Source organism: Caulobacter sp. DWR2-3-1b2, assembly GCF_049896345.1.
GTDB lineage: Bacteria > Pseudomonadota > Alphaproteobacteria > Caulobacterales > Caulobacteraceae > Caulobacter.
In genome coordinates, this window is sequence record NZ_JAFCUC010000006.1 from 186,085 (window position 1) to 202,542 (window position 16,458).

Consider the following 16,458-nt stretch of genomic DNA (forward strand, 5'->3'; position numbering starts at 1 on the left):
TGCGCACCGACCCATTTGGGTGAATAGTGACAGCGTTGTCATAAAGAGCCCGCCTTCAAGCGCGGGCCCGCGAGGAAACGCCATGCTCTCCGTTTTGAAGACCTTGACCGCCTGCGCCCTGTTATCGGCCCTGGCCGTCGTGCCGGCGGCCGCCGGCGAAATCACGCCGCGCGATCAGGTCAAGGCCATGACCCGCGGTGTCAACGTGCTGGGCTATGACCCGCTATGGAAGGACCCGGCCACGGCCCGCTTCCAGGTCGATCGCCATTTCAAGGTCATCAAGAACGGCGGCTTCGATGCGGTGCGCATTAACCTGCATGCCTTCTCGCACATGGACGCCGACAACCAGCTTGACCCGGCCTGGCTGAAGACCCTCGACGCCGTGGTCGCGGCCGCGCTGGACCAGAAGCTGACGGTGATCCTCGACGAGCACAATTTCGGCGATTGCGGCGACGACCCCGCCACCTGCAGACCCAAGCTGTCGGCCTTCTGGAGGCAGATCGGCGAGCGTTACAAGGACGCGCCCGACGGTGTGGTTTTCGAGTTGCTGAACGAGCCCAACAAGGGCCTGACCGACGACCTGTGGAACAGCTGGGTCGCCGAGCTTCTGCCCATTGTGCGCGCCACCAATCCAACCCGCAACGTCATCGTGGGTCCGGCTTTCTGGAACAATATCAGCCATCTGGACAAACTGTCCCTGCCGGCCGCCGATCGCCACCTGATCGTCACCGTCCATTATTACCTGCCGATGGAATTCACCCACCAGGGTGCGTCGTGGAATCCCGACACGCCCAAGACCGGGGTGACCTGGGGCACGAAGGCCGAACGCCAGCGGATGAAGACCGACTTCGACGGCGTCCAGGCCTGGTCCAGGGCCAATGACCGGCCGATCCTGCTGGGTGAGTTCGGGGCCTATGACAAGGGCGGCATGACCTTCCGCGCCGCCTACACCGCCGCGGCCGCCCGCCAGGCCGAGAAACGCGGCTGGGCCTGGGCCTACTGGCAGTTCGACAGCGACTTCGTAGTCTATGACATCAAGAAGGATGCGTGGGTGGCGCCGATCCATCGGGCGCTGGTTCCGTAGTCTCCTTCCCGTCTCCCCGGCGAAGGCCGGGCCCAGGTGAAACCCACGAGCCGCGCTGGATGAATCTGGGTCCCGGCATTCGCCCGGAAAACGGCGGTGGGTTTCGTTCTGGATGACACTGCAGAGAATTCGCGCCATTCCATCCCGACCCTGAGTCCCCCACAGGAACCGTCCCGTGCAGAAGCCCTACGTCGCCGCCGGCACCCGCTATGACGCCATGCCCTACCGCCGGACCGGCCGCAGCGGCCTGGACCTGCCGGCGATCTCTTTGGGGCTGTGGCAGAACTTCGGCGGCGCCGACGTCTTCGAAAACGGCCGCGCCATCCTGCGCCGGGCCTTCGACCTGGGCGTCACCCATTTCGACCTGGCCAACAATTACGGCCCACCCTACGGCTCGGCCGAGGAGAATTTCGGCAAGGTCATGGCCAGCGACTTCGCCGCCCACCGCGACGAACTGATCCTTTCCACCAAGGCCGGCTGGGACATGTGGCCAGGTCCCTACGGCAAGGTTGGCGGTTCGCGGAAGTACCTGATCGCCAGCTGTGACCAGAGCCTCAAGCGCATGGGCGTCGACTATGTCGACATTTTCTATTCGCACCGCGTCGATCCCACGACGCCGCTGGAGGAGACCATGGGCGCCCTGGCCCATCTGCATCGCCAGGGCAAGGCGCTGTACGTGGGCATCTCGTCCTATTCGCCCGAGTTGACCCGCCAGGCGGCGGCCATCCTCAAGGCCGAGGGCGTGCCGTTGCTGATCCACCAGCCGTCCTACTCCATGCTCAACCGCTGGATCGAGGACGGCCTGCTGGACACCCTGGACGACCTCGGCGTCGGCTGCATCGCCTTCTCGCCGCTCGCCCAAGGCATGCTGACCAACAAATACCTCGGCGGCGTGCCGCAGGACTCGCGCGCGGCCAAGGCGGGCTCGCTGGGCGGTCATCTGCTGAGCGCCGACAATCTGGCCCGCATTCAGGCGCTCAACGAGATCGCCAGCGCGCGCGGCCAGAGCCTGGCCCAGATGGCCCTGGCCTGGGTGCTGCGCGACCCGCGCATCACCTCGGCCCTGATCGGCGCCCGTACGGTGGCCCAGTTGGAAGACTCCCTGGCGGCGCTTAACACCCTCTCCTTCACCGCCGAAGAGCTGGCCCAGATCGATCGCCACGCCACCGAGGGCGCGATCGATCTCTGGAAGATCTCGTCGAACCTGTCGGCGTCGGACCTGCCCAAAGGCTGAGCCGACCCTTCCAGGCGGGGCGCATCGACGCGCGGATTGCGTCCGCGATGTCACAGAAAGCTCAAATCCGACGAGGCCATGCCCCGACATCCAAGCCTTACGATCATTTAATCCGGCGAACGCCGTTTCTCGGCTAGAAGGCGATTGGCTGTTCAAACCACCGGAGCTGAGGTTCGTCGTGCATCAACGGATAAATAAACGCGGCCTGCGTTCGACTGCGTTGCCGTTAGTGCTTTGCATCGGCGCACTGAGCCTGACAGCCTGCGACCAAGGCAAGGACAAGGCCAAGACCGACACCGCCAAGAAGCCGGGCGTGACCGCTAGCCTGACGGTCAGCGTCGTGCCAGTCACCATCCAGTCCCTGCCCCGGCTGATCAGCGCCTCGGGCACCGTCACGCCATGGGAAGAGGTGCCTGTCGGCGCCGAGACCGGAGGCCTGACCGCCGTCTCGGTCAATGCCGAGGAAGGCCAGACCGTTCGCCAGGGCCAGATCCTGGTCTCGCTAAACGACACCATGCTGCGCGCCCAGCTTCGCCAGCAGGAAGCCTCGGTGGCCAGCGCCAAGGCCACCCTGGCCGAAGCTACCGCCGCGCTGGGCCGTTCGCGCGAACTGCAGGCCAAGGGCTATCTGTCGCAAGCCTCGCTCGACACCGCCACCGCCCGCCAGCAGACCGCCCTGGCCCAACTCGCCTCCGCCGACGCCTCGCGCAACGAGACCTTCGCCCGCCTTGGCCAGGCCGCGATCCGCGCCCCGGTCTCGGGTCTGATCAGCCGCCGCAGCGTGACCAAGGGCCAGATCGTCTCGGCCGGAACCGAGCTGTTCCGCATCGTCCGCGATGGCCGGCTGGAGCTTGACGCCGAGATTCCCGAGACCAACCTGCTGGCGGTCCAGGCCGGCATGCCCGCCACCGTGACCTCCGACCAGGTCGGCCAGACCACCGGCACGGTTCGCATCGTCACGTCCGAGGTCAACGCCCAAACCCGTGTTGGCCTGGCGCGCATCAGCCTGGCCCCCGGCAGCGGCTTCCGCTCGGGCATGTTCGCCCGCGCCCAGATCTCGGCGGGCGTCCGCCCCGCCCCGACAATCCCGACCGCCGCCATTCTATACAGGCAAAACCAGTCGGGCGTGTTCGTGGTCGACGCCAACAACCACGCCCGGTTCAGGCGCATCGACATCCTGTCGCGCAACGCCAACCAGACCGCCGCCGAGGGCCTGTTGGCCGGCGAGCGCGTCGTGGTCGAGGGCGCGGGCTTCCTGGGTGATAACGACGCCGTGCGCGTCGTCGCGGCCAAGCGCTAGGGGATCGCGATGGAAAATCCGAACCCCAACCAAAACAACATCTCGCGCTGGGCGATCAGGAACCCGATCCCCGTCATCCTGCTGTTCCTGCTGCTGACCATCGCCGGCGTCTCTGGCTTCACCAGCATGCGGATCAACGACAATCCCGACGTCGACCTGCCGCTGGTCATCGTCAACGCCTCGCGCCCCGGCGCCGCGCCGACCGAGCTGGAGACCCAGGTCACCCGGCTGATCGAGGACTCGATCGCCGGCCTTGGCCAGGTGCGCCACATCAGCTCGACGGTCGGCGACGGCTATTCCTCGACCTTTATCGAATTCGAACTGGGCGTCGATCACGAGCGGGTCACCAACGATGTCCGCAACGCCATGGCCAATCTGCAGAGCGCCCTGCCGCAGGACATGCAGATCCCCAATGTCACGCGCATCGACATCTCAGGTAATCCGCTGATCACCTACGTCGTCCAGGCCCCAAACCTGACCCCTGAACAGCGCAGTTGGTTCGTCGACAACGACGTTAGCCGCGCGTTGCTGTCCATCAAGGGAATTGGCCAAGTGAACCGCCGGGGCGGCGTCAATCGCGAGATTCAGGTCGCCCTCGACCCCGATCGCCTGTCGGCCCGGGGCGTCACCGCGGCCGAAGTCAGCCGCGCCCTGCAATCGGCCAATGCCGACCTGCCCGGCGGCCGGGTCACCGTGTCCGGCTCCGAGCGCGCCATCCGCACCCTCGGCGCGGCCAACACCGTAGATCAACTGCGCGAGACCCGCGTCCAGCTGAACAACGGCGAGACCGTGCGCCTGGGCGACCTGGGCGAGGTCACCGACCACTGGGCCGAACCGCGCGACCAGGCGCGGTTCAACAACCAGGAAGTCGTGACCTTCAACATGGTCCGCTCGCGCGGCGCCTCCGAGGTCAAGGTCGCCGAGAAGGTCCGCAAGGAGGTTGAGAAGCTCGACAAGGAGCACCCCGAGCTTCAGATCGTCGAGCTGACCTCGAACGTGAAATATATCGAGCAGAGCTACTATGCTTCGCTGGAGGCGCTCGGCCTGGGCGCCCTGCTGGCGGTGCTGGTGGTGCTTCTGTTCCTGCGCGACTGGCGCGCCACCTTCCTGGCGGCCGTTGCCATTCCCCTGTCGCTATTCCCGACCTTCGCGATCATGGCCCCGCTCGGCCAGTCGTTGAATGGCGTCACCCTGCTGGCGCTGTCCCTCACCGTCGGCATTCTGGTCGATGACGCCATCGTCGAGATCGAGAACATCGTCCGGCACATGAGAGGCGGGAAATCGCCCTATCACGCGGCCATGGAGGCGGCCGACGAGATCGGCCTGGCGGTCGTCGCCACCACCTTCACCATCGTAGCGGTGTTCGCGCCGGTCGGCTTCATGCCCGGAATCATCGGCCAGTTCTTCAAGGCCTTCGCCCTGGCCGCCTGCGTCTCGGTGCTGTTCTCGCTGCTGGTCGCCCGCATGCTGACTCCGCTGATGGGGGCCTATATGCTCAAGGCCCACAACAAGCCGGACAAGGATCCGGCGTGGATGGGGCCCTATCTCAAGAGCCTGAACTGGGCGCTGGGCCACAAGATCATCGTGGCCCTGCTGGCCATACCGATGCTGGTCGGCACCGTCTTCCTGGCCACCCATCTGCCCTTCGAGTTCCAGCCGGCCGCCGACCGCGGGCGGGCGCCGTTCAGCCTCGAGCTGCCGCCGGGGGCGACGCTCAACGAGACCGACGCCATCGCCCAGCGCATGACCCGCGAACTTCGGGCTCGTCCGGAAGTGACCGGGGTCTACGCCTCGGTCGGCAACGACGGCGTCAACAAGGCCGAGCTGACCGCCGATCTGGTCGGCAAGGGCCAGCGGATGAGCCAGCGCGACTTCAGCCGCCAGATGGTCGATCAGTTCAAGGCGATCCCCGGCGCGCGGATCGGGGCCGGCAGCAACAACGGCGGTGGTCCCAGCGACGGCTCCAGCTACACGCTACGCCTGGTGGGCGACAACGGTCCGCAACTGGAAGCCGCCGCCCGATCGGTCGAGGCCCAGATGCGCAACGTCCCGGGCCTGGCCAATGTGGTCAACACCGCCGCCATCGCCCGGCCCGAGATCATCGTCTCGCCCAAGCCCGACCAGGCCGCGCGGGCCGGGGTCACCGCTGGCGCGATCTCGCAAGCCGTGCGCGTCGCCACCATCGGCGACATCGACCAGTCGCTGCCCAAATATAATCTGGGCGACCGCCAAGTGCCGATTCGCCTGCGCCTGACCGACGACGCCCGCCAAGACATGTCGGTGCTGGAAACCTTGAAGGTGCCGTCCAGCCACGGCGGCTCGGTGCCCCTGAACGCCGTGGCCGACGTCCGCTACGGCGCCGGCCCGTCGCAGATTTCGCGGCAGGACCGGGCCCGGGTGGCCGAGATCACCGCCGAGCTCGACGGCATCGTGGTCGGCGAGGCCAGCAAGCGCGTTCACGCCCTGTCGTCGGTCAAGACTCTGCCGACCGGCGTCAAGGAAGTGGCGGCTGGCGACGCCGAGTTCATTCAGGAGATGGTCACCGGCTTCATGGCCGCCCTGATCACCGGCATCCTGCTGATGTACGTGGTGCTGGTGCTGCTGTTTCGCAGCTTCGCCCATCCGGTGACCATCATGGCTGCTCTGCCCCTGGCCATCGGCGGCGCCTTCCTGCTGCTGGTGCTGGCCAAGAGCAGCTTCTCGATGTCGACCCTGATCGGCATCCTGATGCTGATGGGCATCGCGGCCAAGAACTCGATCCTGCTGGTCGAGTACGCGATCATGGCCATGAAGGGCGGCATGAGCCGCCACGAGGCCCTGCTCGACGCGGCCCACAAGCGGGCTCGGCCGATCATCATGACCACGGTCGCGATGGCCGCAGGCATGGCGCCGGTGGCGTTCGGCTTTGGCGCCGACGTCGAGTTCCGCGCGCCCATGGCCATCGCGGTGATCGGCGGGCTGATCACCTCGACCTTCCTGTCGCTGCTCTACATCCCGGTGGTGTTCGTGTTCATGGACAAGCTGAAGAACTGGTCCAGCAAGATCACCGACAAGATGTTCAGGCACCAGCACGCCACGCCCACCCACGTCCAGGCGCCGCCTTCGGAGCAGGTCTTCGGCGGCGGCGGCCGGGAGCTTTAACCCCCGGTCTGCACCGTCAGACGACAATCGAGCCCCCTCGCCCGACGGCGAGGGGGCTTTTTTACTTGTCCCGGCGCGCGCCATCGGGTCTCGATCCCCTCGTGACCGGTGCGACTCGCCGGCCCCGGGGCCCGCGCATGCATTCCGATCTCGACACCGACACCGCCGCCGCCCGTGCGCTGTTCCAGTCACTGGAAGGCATGGAGGGCCTCTCCCGGCCCGAGGCGAGCGCGCCAACGGCGAAGGTGGGCTTCCCCGGCCAGGCGGCGCTGATCAAACTCTATCCCGGCGTGCTGGTGGCGGTGACCATCGCCCTGGCCGCCTCGTGGCTGTCGCAGCACTACGGCGCGCCGGTCATGCTGTTCGCCCTGCTGTTTGGCATGACCTTTCACTTCCTGCACCAGGAAGGCCGCTGCATTCCCGGCATCGAGTTCTCGTCCAAGGCCATCCTGCGGTTCGGCGTCGCCCTGCTCGGCGCGCGGATCACCGCCAGCCAGATCCTGGGCCTGGGCCTGACGCCGATCGTCACCGTGGTCATCGCCATCGGCTCCACGATCCTGCTGGGCGCGGTGCTGTCCAAGCGCCTGGGCCTGCGCTCCAGCTTCGGCGTCCTGTCCGGCGGCGCGGTCGGCATCTGCGGCGCCTCGGCGGCCCTGGCCATCGCCTCGGTGCTGCCCCGCACCAAGGACAGCGAGCGCGACACCATCCTGGCCGTGGTCACGGTCACGGCCCTGTCGACCATCGCCATGATCACCTATCCGCTGCTGACGGCGGCCCTGCACCTGGATCATACTCGGGCGGGGATCTTCCTGGGCGGCACCATCCACGACGTCGCCCAGGTGGTGGGGGCAGGCTACATGATCTCGCCGCACACCGGCGACGTGGCCACCTATGTGAAGCTGCTGCGGGTGACCATGCTGCTGCCGGTGGTCTTCGGCATCGCCTTCGTCGTGGCGCGCATGGGTCCCGGCGCGAGCGGCGGCGCGAAGCCGACCGTGCCGCTGTTCCTGGTCGGTTTCGCGGCGCTCGTGGTCATCAACAGCCTCGGCTGGCTGGCCAAGCCGGTCACCGACGCGGCCAGCGAAGTCTCGCGCTGGTGCCTGGTCACCGCCATCGCCGGCCTCGGCATGAAGACCTCGTTCAAGGACCTGATCACCGCCGGCTGGCGTCCTGTCGCGCTGATGGTGATCGAAACCGCGTGGATCGCGGGGGTGGTGCTGGTGGCGGTGGAGGTCTTCACCTAGGCGTCTAACCATTCTCACCTAAAAGCCTTGTCATCCCGGACGAGCGCGCAGCGCGAAGATCCGGGATGACAGTTTTACGGGCGAAAGGTGTTGCGACGGGTTGGCGACACCAGGACTCACGTCGTCCGCGCCGTCCGTAGCGCCTGGGCCACCAGCGGCGCCAGCTTCTGGCCAATGAGCCTGGCGCCCGCCGCATTGGGATGGATGCCGTCGCCCTGCATCAGTTGCCGCGAACCGCCCACTCCGGCCAGCAGGTTAGGATAGAGCGGCGCCGCGAACTCCTTCGCCAAGGCTGGATAGATCGCGTTGAAATCGCGGGCGTACGACCCGCCGATCAGTGGCGGCGCCGCGATGCCGACCAAGACGGTGCGGATGCGCCGGTTTCTCAGGCTTTGCATTATGGAGCGCAGATTGGCCTTGGTCACTCGGGGCTCGACGCCCTGCAACAGGTCGTTGCCGCCCAGCGCCACCACGCACAGGGCGGTGTCGGGCGCGATGCTGAAATTGACCCGCGCCAGCCCGCCGCCGCTGGTGTCGCCCGACACTCCCGCCGCGCGTACCTTGGCGAATACGTTCATGCGCTGCAGGGCGACCTGCAGTTGCGCCGGCATCGCGTCGCGGGCCGGCAGGCCCAGGCCTGCGGTGATCGAGTCGCCCAGCACGGTGACCACGGGCGACTTGGGCGGGATCACCGGCGTGGCGGCGACCTGTGAGGCGGCGATCAGACCGAGGGCGATCTGGCGACGGCTGAGAAAACGCGGTGCGGTCGGGCTCATGTCTTCCTATGTAGGTTGGCGCTCGTCCCAACAATGGGTGGGGATTCAGGAAGTTTCATGTCCAACGCCACTTCGCCGTCCCTGCCCGCTTCCACGCCTGTCCTCGCCCTTGAAGCCGTCACCCTGACCCTGCCTTCGGCGGCCGGACCCGTGCACATTCTGCGGGGCGTCGATCTGACGGTGAACCCTGGCGAGCGCGTGGCGGTGATCGGTCCCTCGGGCTCGGGCAAGTCATCGCTGATCGCGGTCGGCGCCGGGTTGGAGCAGCCGACCTCGGGGGTCGTGCGGTTGTTCAACCAAGATCTCGCCAAGCTCGATGAAGACGGCCGGGCCAAGCTGCGGCGCGGCCGCGCGGCCCTGGTTTTCCAAGCGTTCCACCTGCTGCCCAACATGACCGCCGAGGAAAACGTCGCCACCCCGCTGGAGATCGCCGGCGCCAGGGACGCCCTGCCCACCGCGCGACAATGGCTGGACCGCGTGGGCCTGCCCCACCGCCTCACCCACTATCCGCACCAGCTGTCGGGCGGCGAGCAACAGCGGGTGGCCCTGGCCCGGGCCCTGGCCGCGCGGCCGGCCTTGCTGTTCGCGGACGAGCCCACCGGCAATCTCGACGCCAAGACCGCCACCACCGTCGCCGACCTGATGTTCGCTCTGGTGGCCGAGGTCGGCTCCGCCCTGGTCATGGTCACCCACGACCCTGTGCTGGCCGAGCGCGCCGATCGCATCGTACGGATGGCGGACGGCCAAATCGTCGGCAAGATCGAAGCCTGATGGCCGCTCTCTCGCTGAAACTGGCCGCCCGCGAGCTGCGTTCGGGCGTTCGCGGCTTTCGCATCTTCCTGGCCTGCCTGGCCCTGGGCGTGGCGGCCATCGCCGCCGCTGGCTCGACAGCCGAGGCTTTTCGCCACGGCCTGGCCAGCCAGGCGCGCGAGATCCTAGGCGGCGACCTGTCGTTCTCGATCGAGAACCGCGACTTCACCCCCGCCGAACGCGCCGCCTTCGACCGGCTGGGCGTCACCACCTACACCGCCGGCGCGCGGGCCATGGCCGAAGCCCCCAATGGGGAACGCCGGCTGGTCAGCCTGCGCGGCGTCGACGGCCGCTTCCCGCTGGCCGGCACGGTAAAACTCGATGGCGCCCCCAGCGTCGTCGCCGCCTTGGCCGACCGCGACGGTGTCCCCGGCGCGGCGGTCGAGCCGGCGTTGCTGGACCGCCTGCACCTGAAACTCGGCGACCGGTTCGAGGCCGGGCCGGTCACTCTCATCGCCCGCGCCGTGCTGGTGAGCGAGCCTGACGGGCTTTCCCGAGGTTTCTCGCTGGGGCCGCGCGTCATGGTGCGCGACGACGTGCTGCAACGTACGGGTCTGCTGGCGACGGGTGGTCTGTCGGCTCGCACCGTGCGCATCGCCCTGCCCCCTGGCCAGGACCCCCGCGCCCTGGGCAAGGCCACGGTCGCCAAGTTCCCCGACGCCGGCCTGCAAGCCCGCGACCGCCTCGACGCCGCGCCCGGCGCGAGGCGGTTGATCGACCAGCTCGAATATTTCCTCGGCTTCATCGGACTGGCTTCACTCGTGGCCGGCGGCCTGGGCGTGGCTGGCGCCGTCAGCGCCTATCTGACCACTCGCGAGCCGTCGATCGCAGTGCTCAAAGCTGTCGGTGCGGATGGGGCCTTGATCCGCAACCTCTACCTGATCCAGATCGGCGTGCTGGCCGCCTCGGGCGTCGCCATCGGCCTGGCGATCGGCGCCGTCGCCCCGCTGATCCTGGGACAGCTGGCCGGCTCGTCCCTGCCGATCCCCGCCTTGTTCGCGGTCTATCCGTGGCCCCTCGCCAAGGCCGGCTTGTTCGGCCTGCTGGCGGCGGCGGCCTTCTCGCTGATTCCCCTGGCCCGGGCCCGGCGAACGCCGCCTTCGGCCCTGTTCCGCCGCAGCCTGGGCGGTCGCATTCCGCTGAGCCTGGAAACGCTGGGCGCGGTTCTGGCCGGCGCGGGCCTGGCCGCCCTGGCCGTCGTCACCGCTCCGACACCCGTGGCGGCGGGGATCATGATAGCCGGCGTCATCGTGTCGTTCGCGATCCTCTGGGCGCTGGGTCGGGCCGCCGCCTGGGGCGCGGGCAAGGTCCGGCGACTGGCCAGCGGCCCCGCCAAGCTCGGCTTGGCCAACCTGGCCGGACCGCGCTCGGCGGCCCGCACCGCCAGCCCGGCCATCGGCCTGGGCGTGGCTTTGCTGGCCTGCGTGGTGCTGATCCAGTCGGCCCTGTTGGCCCAGATCACCACCACCGCGCCCCGCACCGCCCCAGCCATGGTCTTCACCGAGATCCCCGGCGACCAGGCCGCCGCCTTCGACGCCGAGGTCGCCAAGGCGATCGGCCCGCTGACGCCCAAGACCTATCTGCGCATGCCGTTCGCCACCGGCCGCATTGGCGGCCTGAAGGGCAAGCCCGTCGATCTGCAGACCATCAAACCCGGCCAACGCTGGGCGTTCGACAACGACATCGGCCTGTCGCTTCTGGCCGGCGAACCCACCGACCCCGGCACGGTCGGCGGTCATTGGTGGAAGCCCGGCTATGCCGGCCCGCCCCTGCTGGCCCTCAACACCGAGATCGCCGACGCCGCCGGGCTCAAGCTCGGCGATATCGTCACCCTCAGCATCCTGGGCCGCGACATCGACGCCAGGGTCGCGGTGTTGCGCAAGATCGAGTTCGGCGGCTTTGGCCCCAACTTCAACCTGATCCTCAACACCCAGGCGCTCGAAGGCGCTGACCTGCGCAGTGTCGCGATCGTCCGCCTGGACAAGGCGCGGGAGGCGGCTCTGACCCGCCGTCTGGGGACCAGCTTTCCGAGCGTCAACGTGATCAGCGTCCGCGAGCAGCTTGATGCGGCGGCCGCCCTGTTCGACCGCCTGGCCCTCGCCGTTCGCGGCGCGGCGGCGGTGGCGGGGCTGGCGGGCCTGCTGGTGCTGGCCGGGGCCATCGCCGCAGGAGCGCGAGCCCGGGCCCGCGAGGCCGCCACGCTCAAGGTGCTTGGCGCGACGCGCGGCCAGATCCTGCTGGCCTACGCCATCGAATATGGCGCGGTCGGGCTGATCGCGGGCACGGCGGGCGTGACGTTGGGTTTCGCCGCCGCCTGGCCCGTGGTGGTCAAGGTGTTCGAGGCCAGCTGGAGCGTCGACTGGGGCGGGGTCATGATCCTGCTGGCCGGCGCGGCGGGGGTTTCGACGGCGGGCGGGCTTTTGGCGGCGGCGCTGGCGCTGGCGCAACGACCGGCGCCGGTGCTGCGGGCGGATTGAGCAGGGGGTCTGTCGCGCTGCCCGACCCGGCCTGCGGCAGGCTGTTGATCGGCACGCCGGGCAGCATCGGCTCGCCCGTCCACTCCCAGTGCCAGGGCTCGTAGACATAGTTGACGAAGCCGAAGCGACCGGCGTTGGCGACCAGCCAGCGATAGAGGTCCGACCGGGTCATGATCAGCCGGTTGGCGTCGTTGCTGCTATCGGGGCCAAAGCCCAGGGCGGCGGCGATATAGACGTCCATCGCCAGACCGGTTCGGTGGGCCGAGCAGATGGTGCGGACCATGCCCTGGCAATTGTTGTCGCGGGCGCAGCGGGCGGCGTCGGCCGCCGGGTCGCGGAAGCCGGAATAGATGGTCAGGGCCTCAGGGCGGGTGAGCACGCCGGCGGCCTTGGCCTCGGCGTACATCCGGCGATAGGCCTCCAATGCGCCGGGGCGCAGCTGAATGATCTTGCCGCCAAAGCTTTCCTGCGGCCGCGCGGTGGCCAGGCTCGAGACCGCCGGCGCATTGGGGCAGACGCCCTCTCCATTGACCCGCACGAACGGCCGCGCCCGGTGCCAGCGCACAAGCATCACCTTGAAGGTGTCCGGATCGAAAGTGCCTGTCGCCTTCAGACCGTGGCCGCCCTGCCAGCGCGCCAGGGCGTCGGCGAAGCGCGGCGTTCCCGGCGCGCAGGCGGTGGCGATCTCGTTGGCGACACGCGGGGCGTAGATCTCCCAGCCGGTCTCGCCCCTGCCGAACGGCGCCCAGGCCATCGTGCCCAGCGAAGCGGCGTTGACCGGCGCGGCGCTGACCGAGGGACCGCCCGGCTGGCAGTCCTCGGGCGGTCCGCCGGCGATCGGCGCGGAAGCGACATTCGGCGCCGACGGCGGATCGTTCGATGGCAAATAGCTCGGCGGCTCATACTCGACCGGCGGACGCGGCGCCGAGACCGACGGCGGCGGCACGGAAGGCGCGGGCCTGTTGGGCCAGTTCACCCAAGCGAAGAACGCCGCGACGAGCACGGCCAGCGCTCCGAACACCCAGATCAGCCGACGCAGGATCTTCAATAGGGGCTCCCCCGCCACTTTGGAACTTAGCCATGGCTGAAGGCTTCAGAGTGGCTAGGCGTTCCCTCGGAGTTATTTCATGCCCTCGATCCTGCGTCCCGTCGTTCTGCTGTTTGGCTGCATGGTGGCCACCGCCGCCTGTTCTGACCCTGCGGCGCAGACCAATCCGCCGGCCTCGCGCAAGCCCGCAGCCGCCGCCCCGCAGACGCCCGCGCCCCTCCCTGTCGTTCCCGCCGCAGCCGCGCCAGCTCCGGCCGCGCCGTCGCCGATGGCCCAGGCCGTGAACGGCGCCGTCTTTGACACCGCGGTGACCACGCCCGAGGCCAAGAAGGCCTATCTGACCCGCGCCCAAGTGCTGCTCGACCGCGCCCACTTCTCGCCCGGCGTCATCGACGGCCAGGAAGGCTCGAACCTGACCAACGCCATCAGCGCCTTCCAGGAGGCCCACCGCTTGACCGTCGACGGCAAGCTGACTCCCGCCGTCTGGGACGCCCTGGTCGCCGACGCCGGCCCGGCCGTCACCGACTACGTCATCACCGCCGAGGACGCCGCCGGCCCGTTCCAGCCCGACATTCCCAAGGACGACTACGAGGCGATGGCCAAGCTGCCGGCCCTGTCCTACGGCACGCCGCTCGAAGCCCTGGCCGAGAAGTTCCACATGGACGAGCCGCTGCTGCAGGCCCTGAACCCCGGCGTCGACTTCAGCAAGGCCGGGACCACGATCATCGTCGCGGCGGTTGGCGCCGAAGGCCTGGACGGCAAGGTCACCCGCATCGAGATCGACAACGCCAGGGGCGTTCTCAAGGCCTATGCCGACGGCGACAAGCTGCTGGCGGTCTATCCGGCCACGGTCGGCAGCACCGAGCGTCCGGCCCCGGTGGGCGAATGGGCGGTCAACACCGTCGCCCCGCGACCGACCTACACCTACGACCCCTCGCGCCTGACCTTCGGCAAGGTTAAGGGCAAGCTGACCATCAAGGCAGGCCCGAACAATCCGGTGGGCTCAACCTGGATCGACCTGACCAAGGACACCTACGGCATCCACGGCACGCCCGATCCCAGGCTGGTCAACAAGCGCGCCTCGCACGGCTGCGTGCGCCTAGCGAACTGGGACGCGGCGGAACTGGGCAAGGCGGTGGTGAAGGGGGCGAAGGTGGTGTTCCACGGCAAGCCGGTGCGGTGATGCATTCGCGGCTGGGGACAGGCACATGTGCCTGTCCCTTTCAGCAGCCTACAGCGCCACCCTCAGCCCCAAGCGCACCATGCGCGGGGCGGCGAAGCCCGCCACGCCGCCCGCCGTTCGTGAGGTCTGGATGTTGGCGTCCAACAGGTTGTCGCCCGACACATAGGCTGTCACCAACGGCCGCACGCGCCATTCCAGGCGGGCGTCCAGCCGGTAGGCCGGATCGAGCACCCGACTGTTGAGGTCATCCTCGAACCGCTTGCCTTCGTAGGTCAGGTCGCTGGCCAAGGTCAGCTTGTCGGTCAGGACCGCCGACAGACCGGCCGTGGCGCTCCAGATCGGAGCCTGGGCCGGACGCTTGCCGGTCAGTTGCGGAGCGTCAGAGCCGCCGTCGAGGCGGGCGTCCGTGACCGACAGGGCCGAGGTCAGGGTCACGGAGCCGACCGTGCGCTCGGCCCTAGCCTCCAGGCCATAGGCGTCGATGGTCCCGGCGTTCTGGCGCTGGCGTAGCGTCCCGCCGCCCGGAATGAAGCCACCGACCGGGAAGGTCCCCGGCCCGACGCCGAGGGTGACATTGACGATCGGATCGTCGACCCGGTTCCAGAACACCGTGGCCTCGATCAGCCCCTGGCCGCCCTTGCGAGACAGGCCGGTTTCCAGCCCCATCAGTCGCTCGGGCTTCAGGCCGGCATTGGCCTCGGTCACGTCGTTGGCCACCCGGAATGGACGGTAGAGCTCGTTGAGATTAGCGGGCCGAAAGCCCGTGTAGGCCGCCAGGCGGGCCACGGTCTCGTCGCCGATCTGGCGCGTCACGCCCAGGCGACCGCTGACCACCTCGCCATCGCGGTCGGCGGGATGCTGGTCGAGCAGCACGGCGTCGGTCAGGCTGTTGCGCTCGATCCGGAAGCCGTCGGTGGTCTCCCAATGGTCCAGCCGCAGCCCGCCCGCCACCAGCCAGGGACCGCTCGACCACGAGCCGTCGCCATAGGTCCCGACCACCGAGGTCTTGCCACCGGTCACGCGATTGCGGGTATAGGCGCCGTTGGAGAAGCTATAGCGCTCGCGCTCCTCGCCGTCGTTCAGGCGTCCGTCGGCGCCGAGCTCCCATTCCAGTCCGCCGACCTTGCGACGCAGCGCGCCGTTCAGGCCCCAGCCGGTGGCCGGGGTCTTATCCTGGCTGTTGGCCGGCGTGGTGGTCGCCCGATTGGCCGCCACGGCGACCGAGGTGTTGAACAGGTCGCTGGTGCGCCGCCAGGCCTGCAGCCGCCAGCCCAGGGCTTGGCCGCGCGGAGCCTTGGCCAGGGTGGCGCTGAGCACATTGCCCGAGGCGTTGGCCCGCGCGCCCGCCAGGCCCGCCCCGCGATCCTCCTCGAAGAAACCGCCGCGCAGCGACAGAATGCCAAGGGCGGTGGCCATGTCGACACGGCCGGCGATGCTCTTGGCCTCCAGGTCGGTGCGTGTGTCGGCTGCCCCCTGGGCCTTGCCGCGCACCGGGACGTAGCCGTCCGACTTGTCATAGGAAGCCCCGCCAAAGAATTCGAACCGCCCCAGGGTCGAGACCGCCGCCGCCGAGGCGCGCTGGCTGCCCAGGTTTCCCACCGAGACGTCGCCGGCGATCCCGCTGTCGCGTTCGCGCAGCGCGATGACGCCGGTCAAGGCGCCGGCTCCGTAAGGTCCCGCCCCGGCCCCGCGCACGATGTCGATCCCGGCCAGCGACTCCGGCGCCAGCTGCGACCAGATTACCCAGCCACCGAACGGGTCATTCAGCGGCACGCCGTCCAGGGTGACCAGGGTCCGCCCCGCGCCCGACGGCGCGATGGCCCGCAGGCTGACGCCCTGAGTGGTCGGATTGGCCGACAGGCTGGATGTGCGCCGGAACAGCGAGACGCCTGGTGTATGGCTGACCGCCTCATCGACCCGCTGGCTCTTGGCCAGATCGGCTTCGCCGAGGTGAACGATTGAGAACGCGGCGTCGGCGGCGGATGGCGGCAGGCGGGCCGCCGTGACGACGACTTGCTCGACGGCGGGTGGCGTATCGACCGGCATATCACTCTCACACGATGAACAGCGTGTACCCGCTAAACCACTTTGCGTGGAGAAAGAACGGCGTCGGTCATCTCTTGTGCGCTTTCCGTCGCTTGCACAGCAAGACTGACCTTTA

11 protein-coding genes are annotated in these 16,458 nt (G+C 68.7%); 8 read left to right on the forward strand and 3 right to left on the reverse strand.

The annotated features are described in order from the left end of the window. Positions 1-82 precede the first annotated feature (82 nt). From ACP694_RS16405 to ACP694_RS16425, 5 genes are all read left to right on the forward strand, one after another. Positions 83-1,084, forward strand: a complete 1,002-nt coding sequence (locus ACP694_RS16405; RefSeq protein ID WP_426014111.1) for a glycoside hydrolase family 5 protein — start codon at positions 83-85, stop codon at positions 1,082-1,084. Between the two features lie 217 nt (positions 1,085-1,301). After that, the gene (gene mgrA / locus ACP694_RS16410; protein WP_426014242.1) at positions 1,302-2,318 is read left to right on the forward strand and encodes an L-glyceraldehyde 3-phosphate reductase; all 1,017 of its coding nucleotides are present in this window, start codon (positions 1,302-1,304) and stop codon (positions 2,316-2,318) included. A gap of 229 nt (positions 2,319-2,547) precedes the next feature. Further along, the gene (locus tag ACP694_RS16415) at positions 2,548-3,618 is read left to right on the forward strand and encodes an efflux RND transporter periplasmic adaptor subunit (protein WP_426014244.1); all 1,071 of its coding nucleotides are present in this window, start codon (positions 2,548-2,550) and stop codon (positions 3,616-3,618) included. A gap of 9 nt (positions 3,619-3,627) precedes the next feature. Continuing rightward, a complete protein-coding gene (locus tag ACP694_RS16420) occupies positions 3,628-6,759 on the forward strand; it encodes an efflux RND transporter permease subunit (protein WP_426014113.1) in 3,132 nt (1,043 codons plus the stop codon). Between the two features lie 137 nt (positions 6,760-6,896). After that, the gene (locus ACP694_RS16425; protein WP_426014115.1) at positions 6,897-8,003 is read left to right on the forward strand and encodes a YeiH family protein; all 1,107 of its coding nucleotides are present in this window, start codon (positions 6,897-6,899) and stop codon (positions 8,001-8,003) included. Positions 8,004-8,119: 116 nt separating this feature from the next. Here the strand turns inward: ACP694_RS16425 and ACP694_RS16430 are convergent, their stop codons facing one another. Next, positions 8,120-8,779 carry an arylesterase gene (locus tag ACP694_RS16430; protein WP_426014117.1) on the reverse strand — a complete coding sequence of 220 codons (660 nt, stop codon included), beginning with the start codon at positions 8,777-8,779 and terminating at the stop codon, positions 8,120-8,122. 57 nt (positions 8,780-8,836) lie between these two features. Between ACP694_RS16430 and ACP694_RS16435 the strand changes: the two genes are divergently transcribed. Together ACP694_RS16435 and ACP694_RS16440 are read left to right on the forward strand one after the other, a co-directional pair. Further along, positions 8,837-9,550: an ABC transporter ATP-binding protein gene (locus ACP694_RS16435; RefSeq protein WP_426014120.1), complete on the forward strand. Its 714-nt coding sequence runs from the start codon at positions 8,837-8,839 to the stop codon at positions 9,548-9,550. After that, positions 9,550-12,066 carry an ABC transporter permease gene (locus ACP694_RS16440; protein WP_426014121.1) on the forward strand — a complete coding sequence of 839 codons (2,517 nt, stop codon included), beginning with the start codon at positions 9,550-9,552 and terminating at the stop codon, positions 12,064-12,066. Before ACP694_RS16435 ends, ACP694_RS16440 begins: the two co-directional genes overlap by 1 nt. Here the strand turns inward: ACP694_RS16440 and ACP694_RS16445 are convergent. Next, positions 11,960-13,114 carry a D-alanyl-D-alanine carboxypeptidase family protein gene (locus tag ACP694_RS16445; RefSeq protein ID WP_426014123.1) on the reverse strand — a complete coding sequence of 385 codons (1,155 nt, stop codon included), beginning with the start codon at positions 13,112-13,114 and terminating at the stop codon, positions 11,960-11,962. The two genes, ACP694_RS16440 and ACP694_RS16445, sit on opposite strands and share 107 nt — an antisense overlap. Before the next feature lie 79 nt (positions 13,115-13,193). Here ACP694_RS16445 and ACP694_RS16450 point away from each other — a divergent pair, with 79 nt between their 5' ends. Next, on the forward strand, positions 13,194-14,297 hold the full coding sequence (locus ACP694_RS16450) for a L,D-transpeptidase family protein (protein WP_426014124.1): 1,104 nt from the start codon (positions 13,194-13,196) through the stop codon (positions 14,295-14,297). A gap of 48 nt (positions 14,298-14,345) precedes the next feature. On the opposite strand, the gene ACP694_RS16455 is transcribed toward ACP694_RS16450, so the two are convergent. Further along, entirely contained in the window at positions 14,346-16,343 is a 1,998-nt protein-coding gene (locus ACP694_RS16455) for a TonB-dependent receptor (RefSeq protein WP_426014126.1), read from the reverse strand. Positions 16,344-16,458 lie beyond the last annotated feature (115 nt).

What these genes read in the sequence shown, in the direction of transcription:
- ACP694_RS16405 (WP_426014111.1), top strand. Translation starts at nt 83, where the DNA reads ATGCTCTCCGTTTTGAAGACCTTGACCGCCTGCGCCCTGTTATCGGCC.
- mgrA (WP_426014242.1), top strand. Translation starts at nt 1,302, where the DNA reads ATGCCCTACCGCCGGACCGGCCGCAGCGGCCTGGACCTGCCGGCGATC.
- ACP694_RS16420 (WP_426014113.1), top strand. Translation starts at nt 3,628, where the DNA reads ATGGAAAATCCGAACCCCAACCAAAACAACATCTCGCGCTGGGCGATC.
- ACP694_RS16425 (WP_426014115.1), top strand. Translation starts at nt 6,897, where the DNA reads ATGCATTCCGATCTCGACACCGACACCGCCGCCGCCCGTGCGCTGTTC.
- ACP694_RS16430 (WP_426014117.1), bottom strand. Translation starts at nt 8,779, where the DNA reads ATGAGCCCGACCGCACCGCGTTTTCTCAGCCGTCGCCAGATCGCCCTC.
- ACP694_RS16435 (WP_426014120.1), top strand. Translation starts at nt 8,837, where the DNA reads ATGTCCAACGCCACTTCGCCGTCCCTGCCCGCTTCCACGCCTGTCCTC.
- ACP694_RS16440 (WP_426014121.1), top strand. Translation starts at nt 9,550, where the DNA reads ATGGCCGCTCTCTCGCTGAAACTGGCCGCCCGCGAGCTGCGTTCGGGC.
- ACP694_RS16450 (WP_426014124.1), top strand. Translation starts at nt 13,194, where the DNA reads ATGCCCTCGATCCTGCGTCCCGTCGTTCTGCTGTTTGGCTGCATGGTG.
- ACP694_RS16455 (WP_426014126.1), bottom strand. Translation starts at nt 16,343, where the DNA reads ATGCCGGTCGATACGCCACCCGCCGTCGAGCAAGTCGTCGTCACGGCG.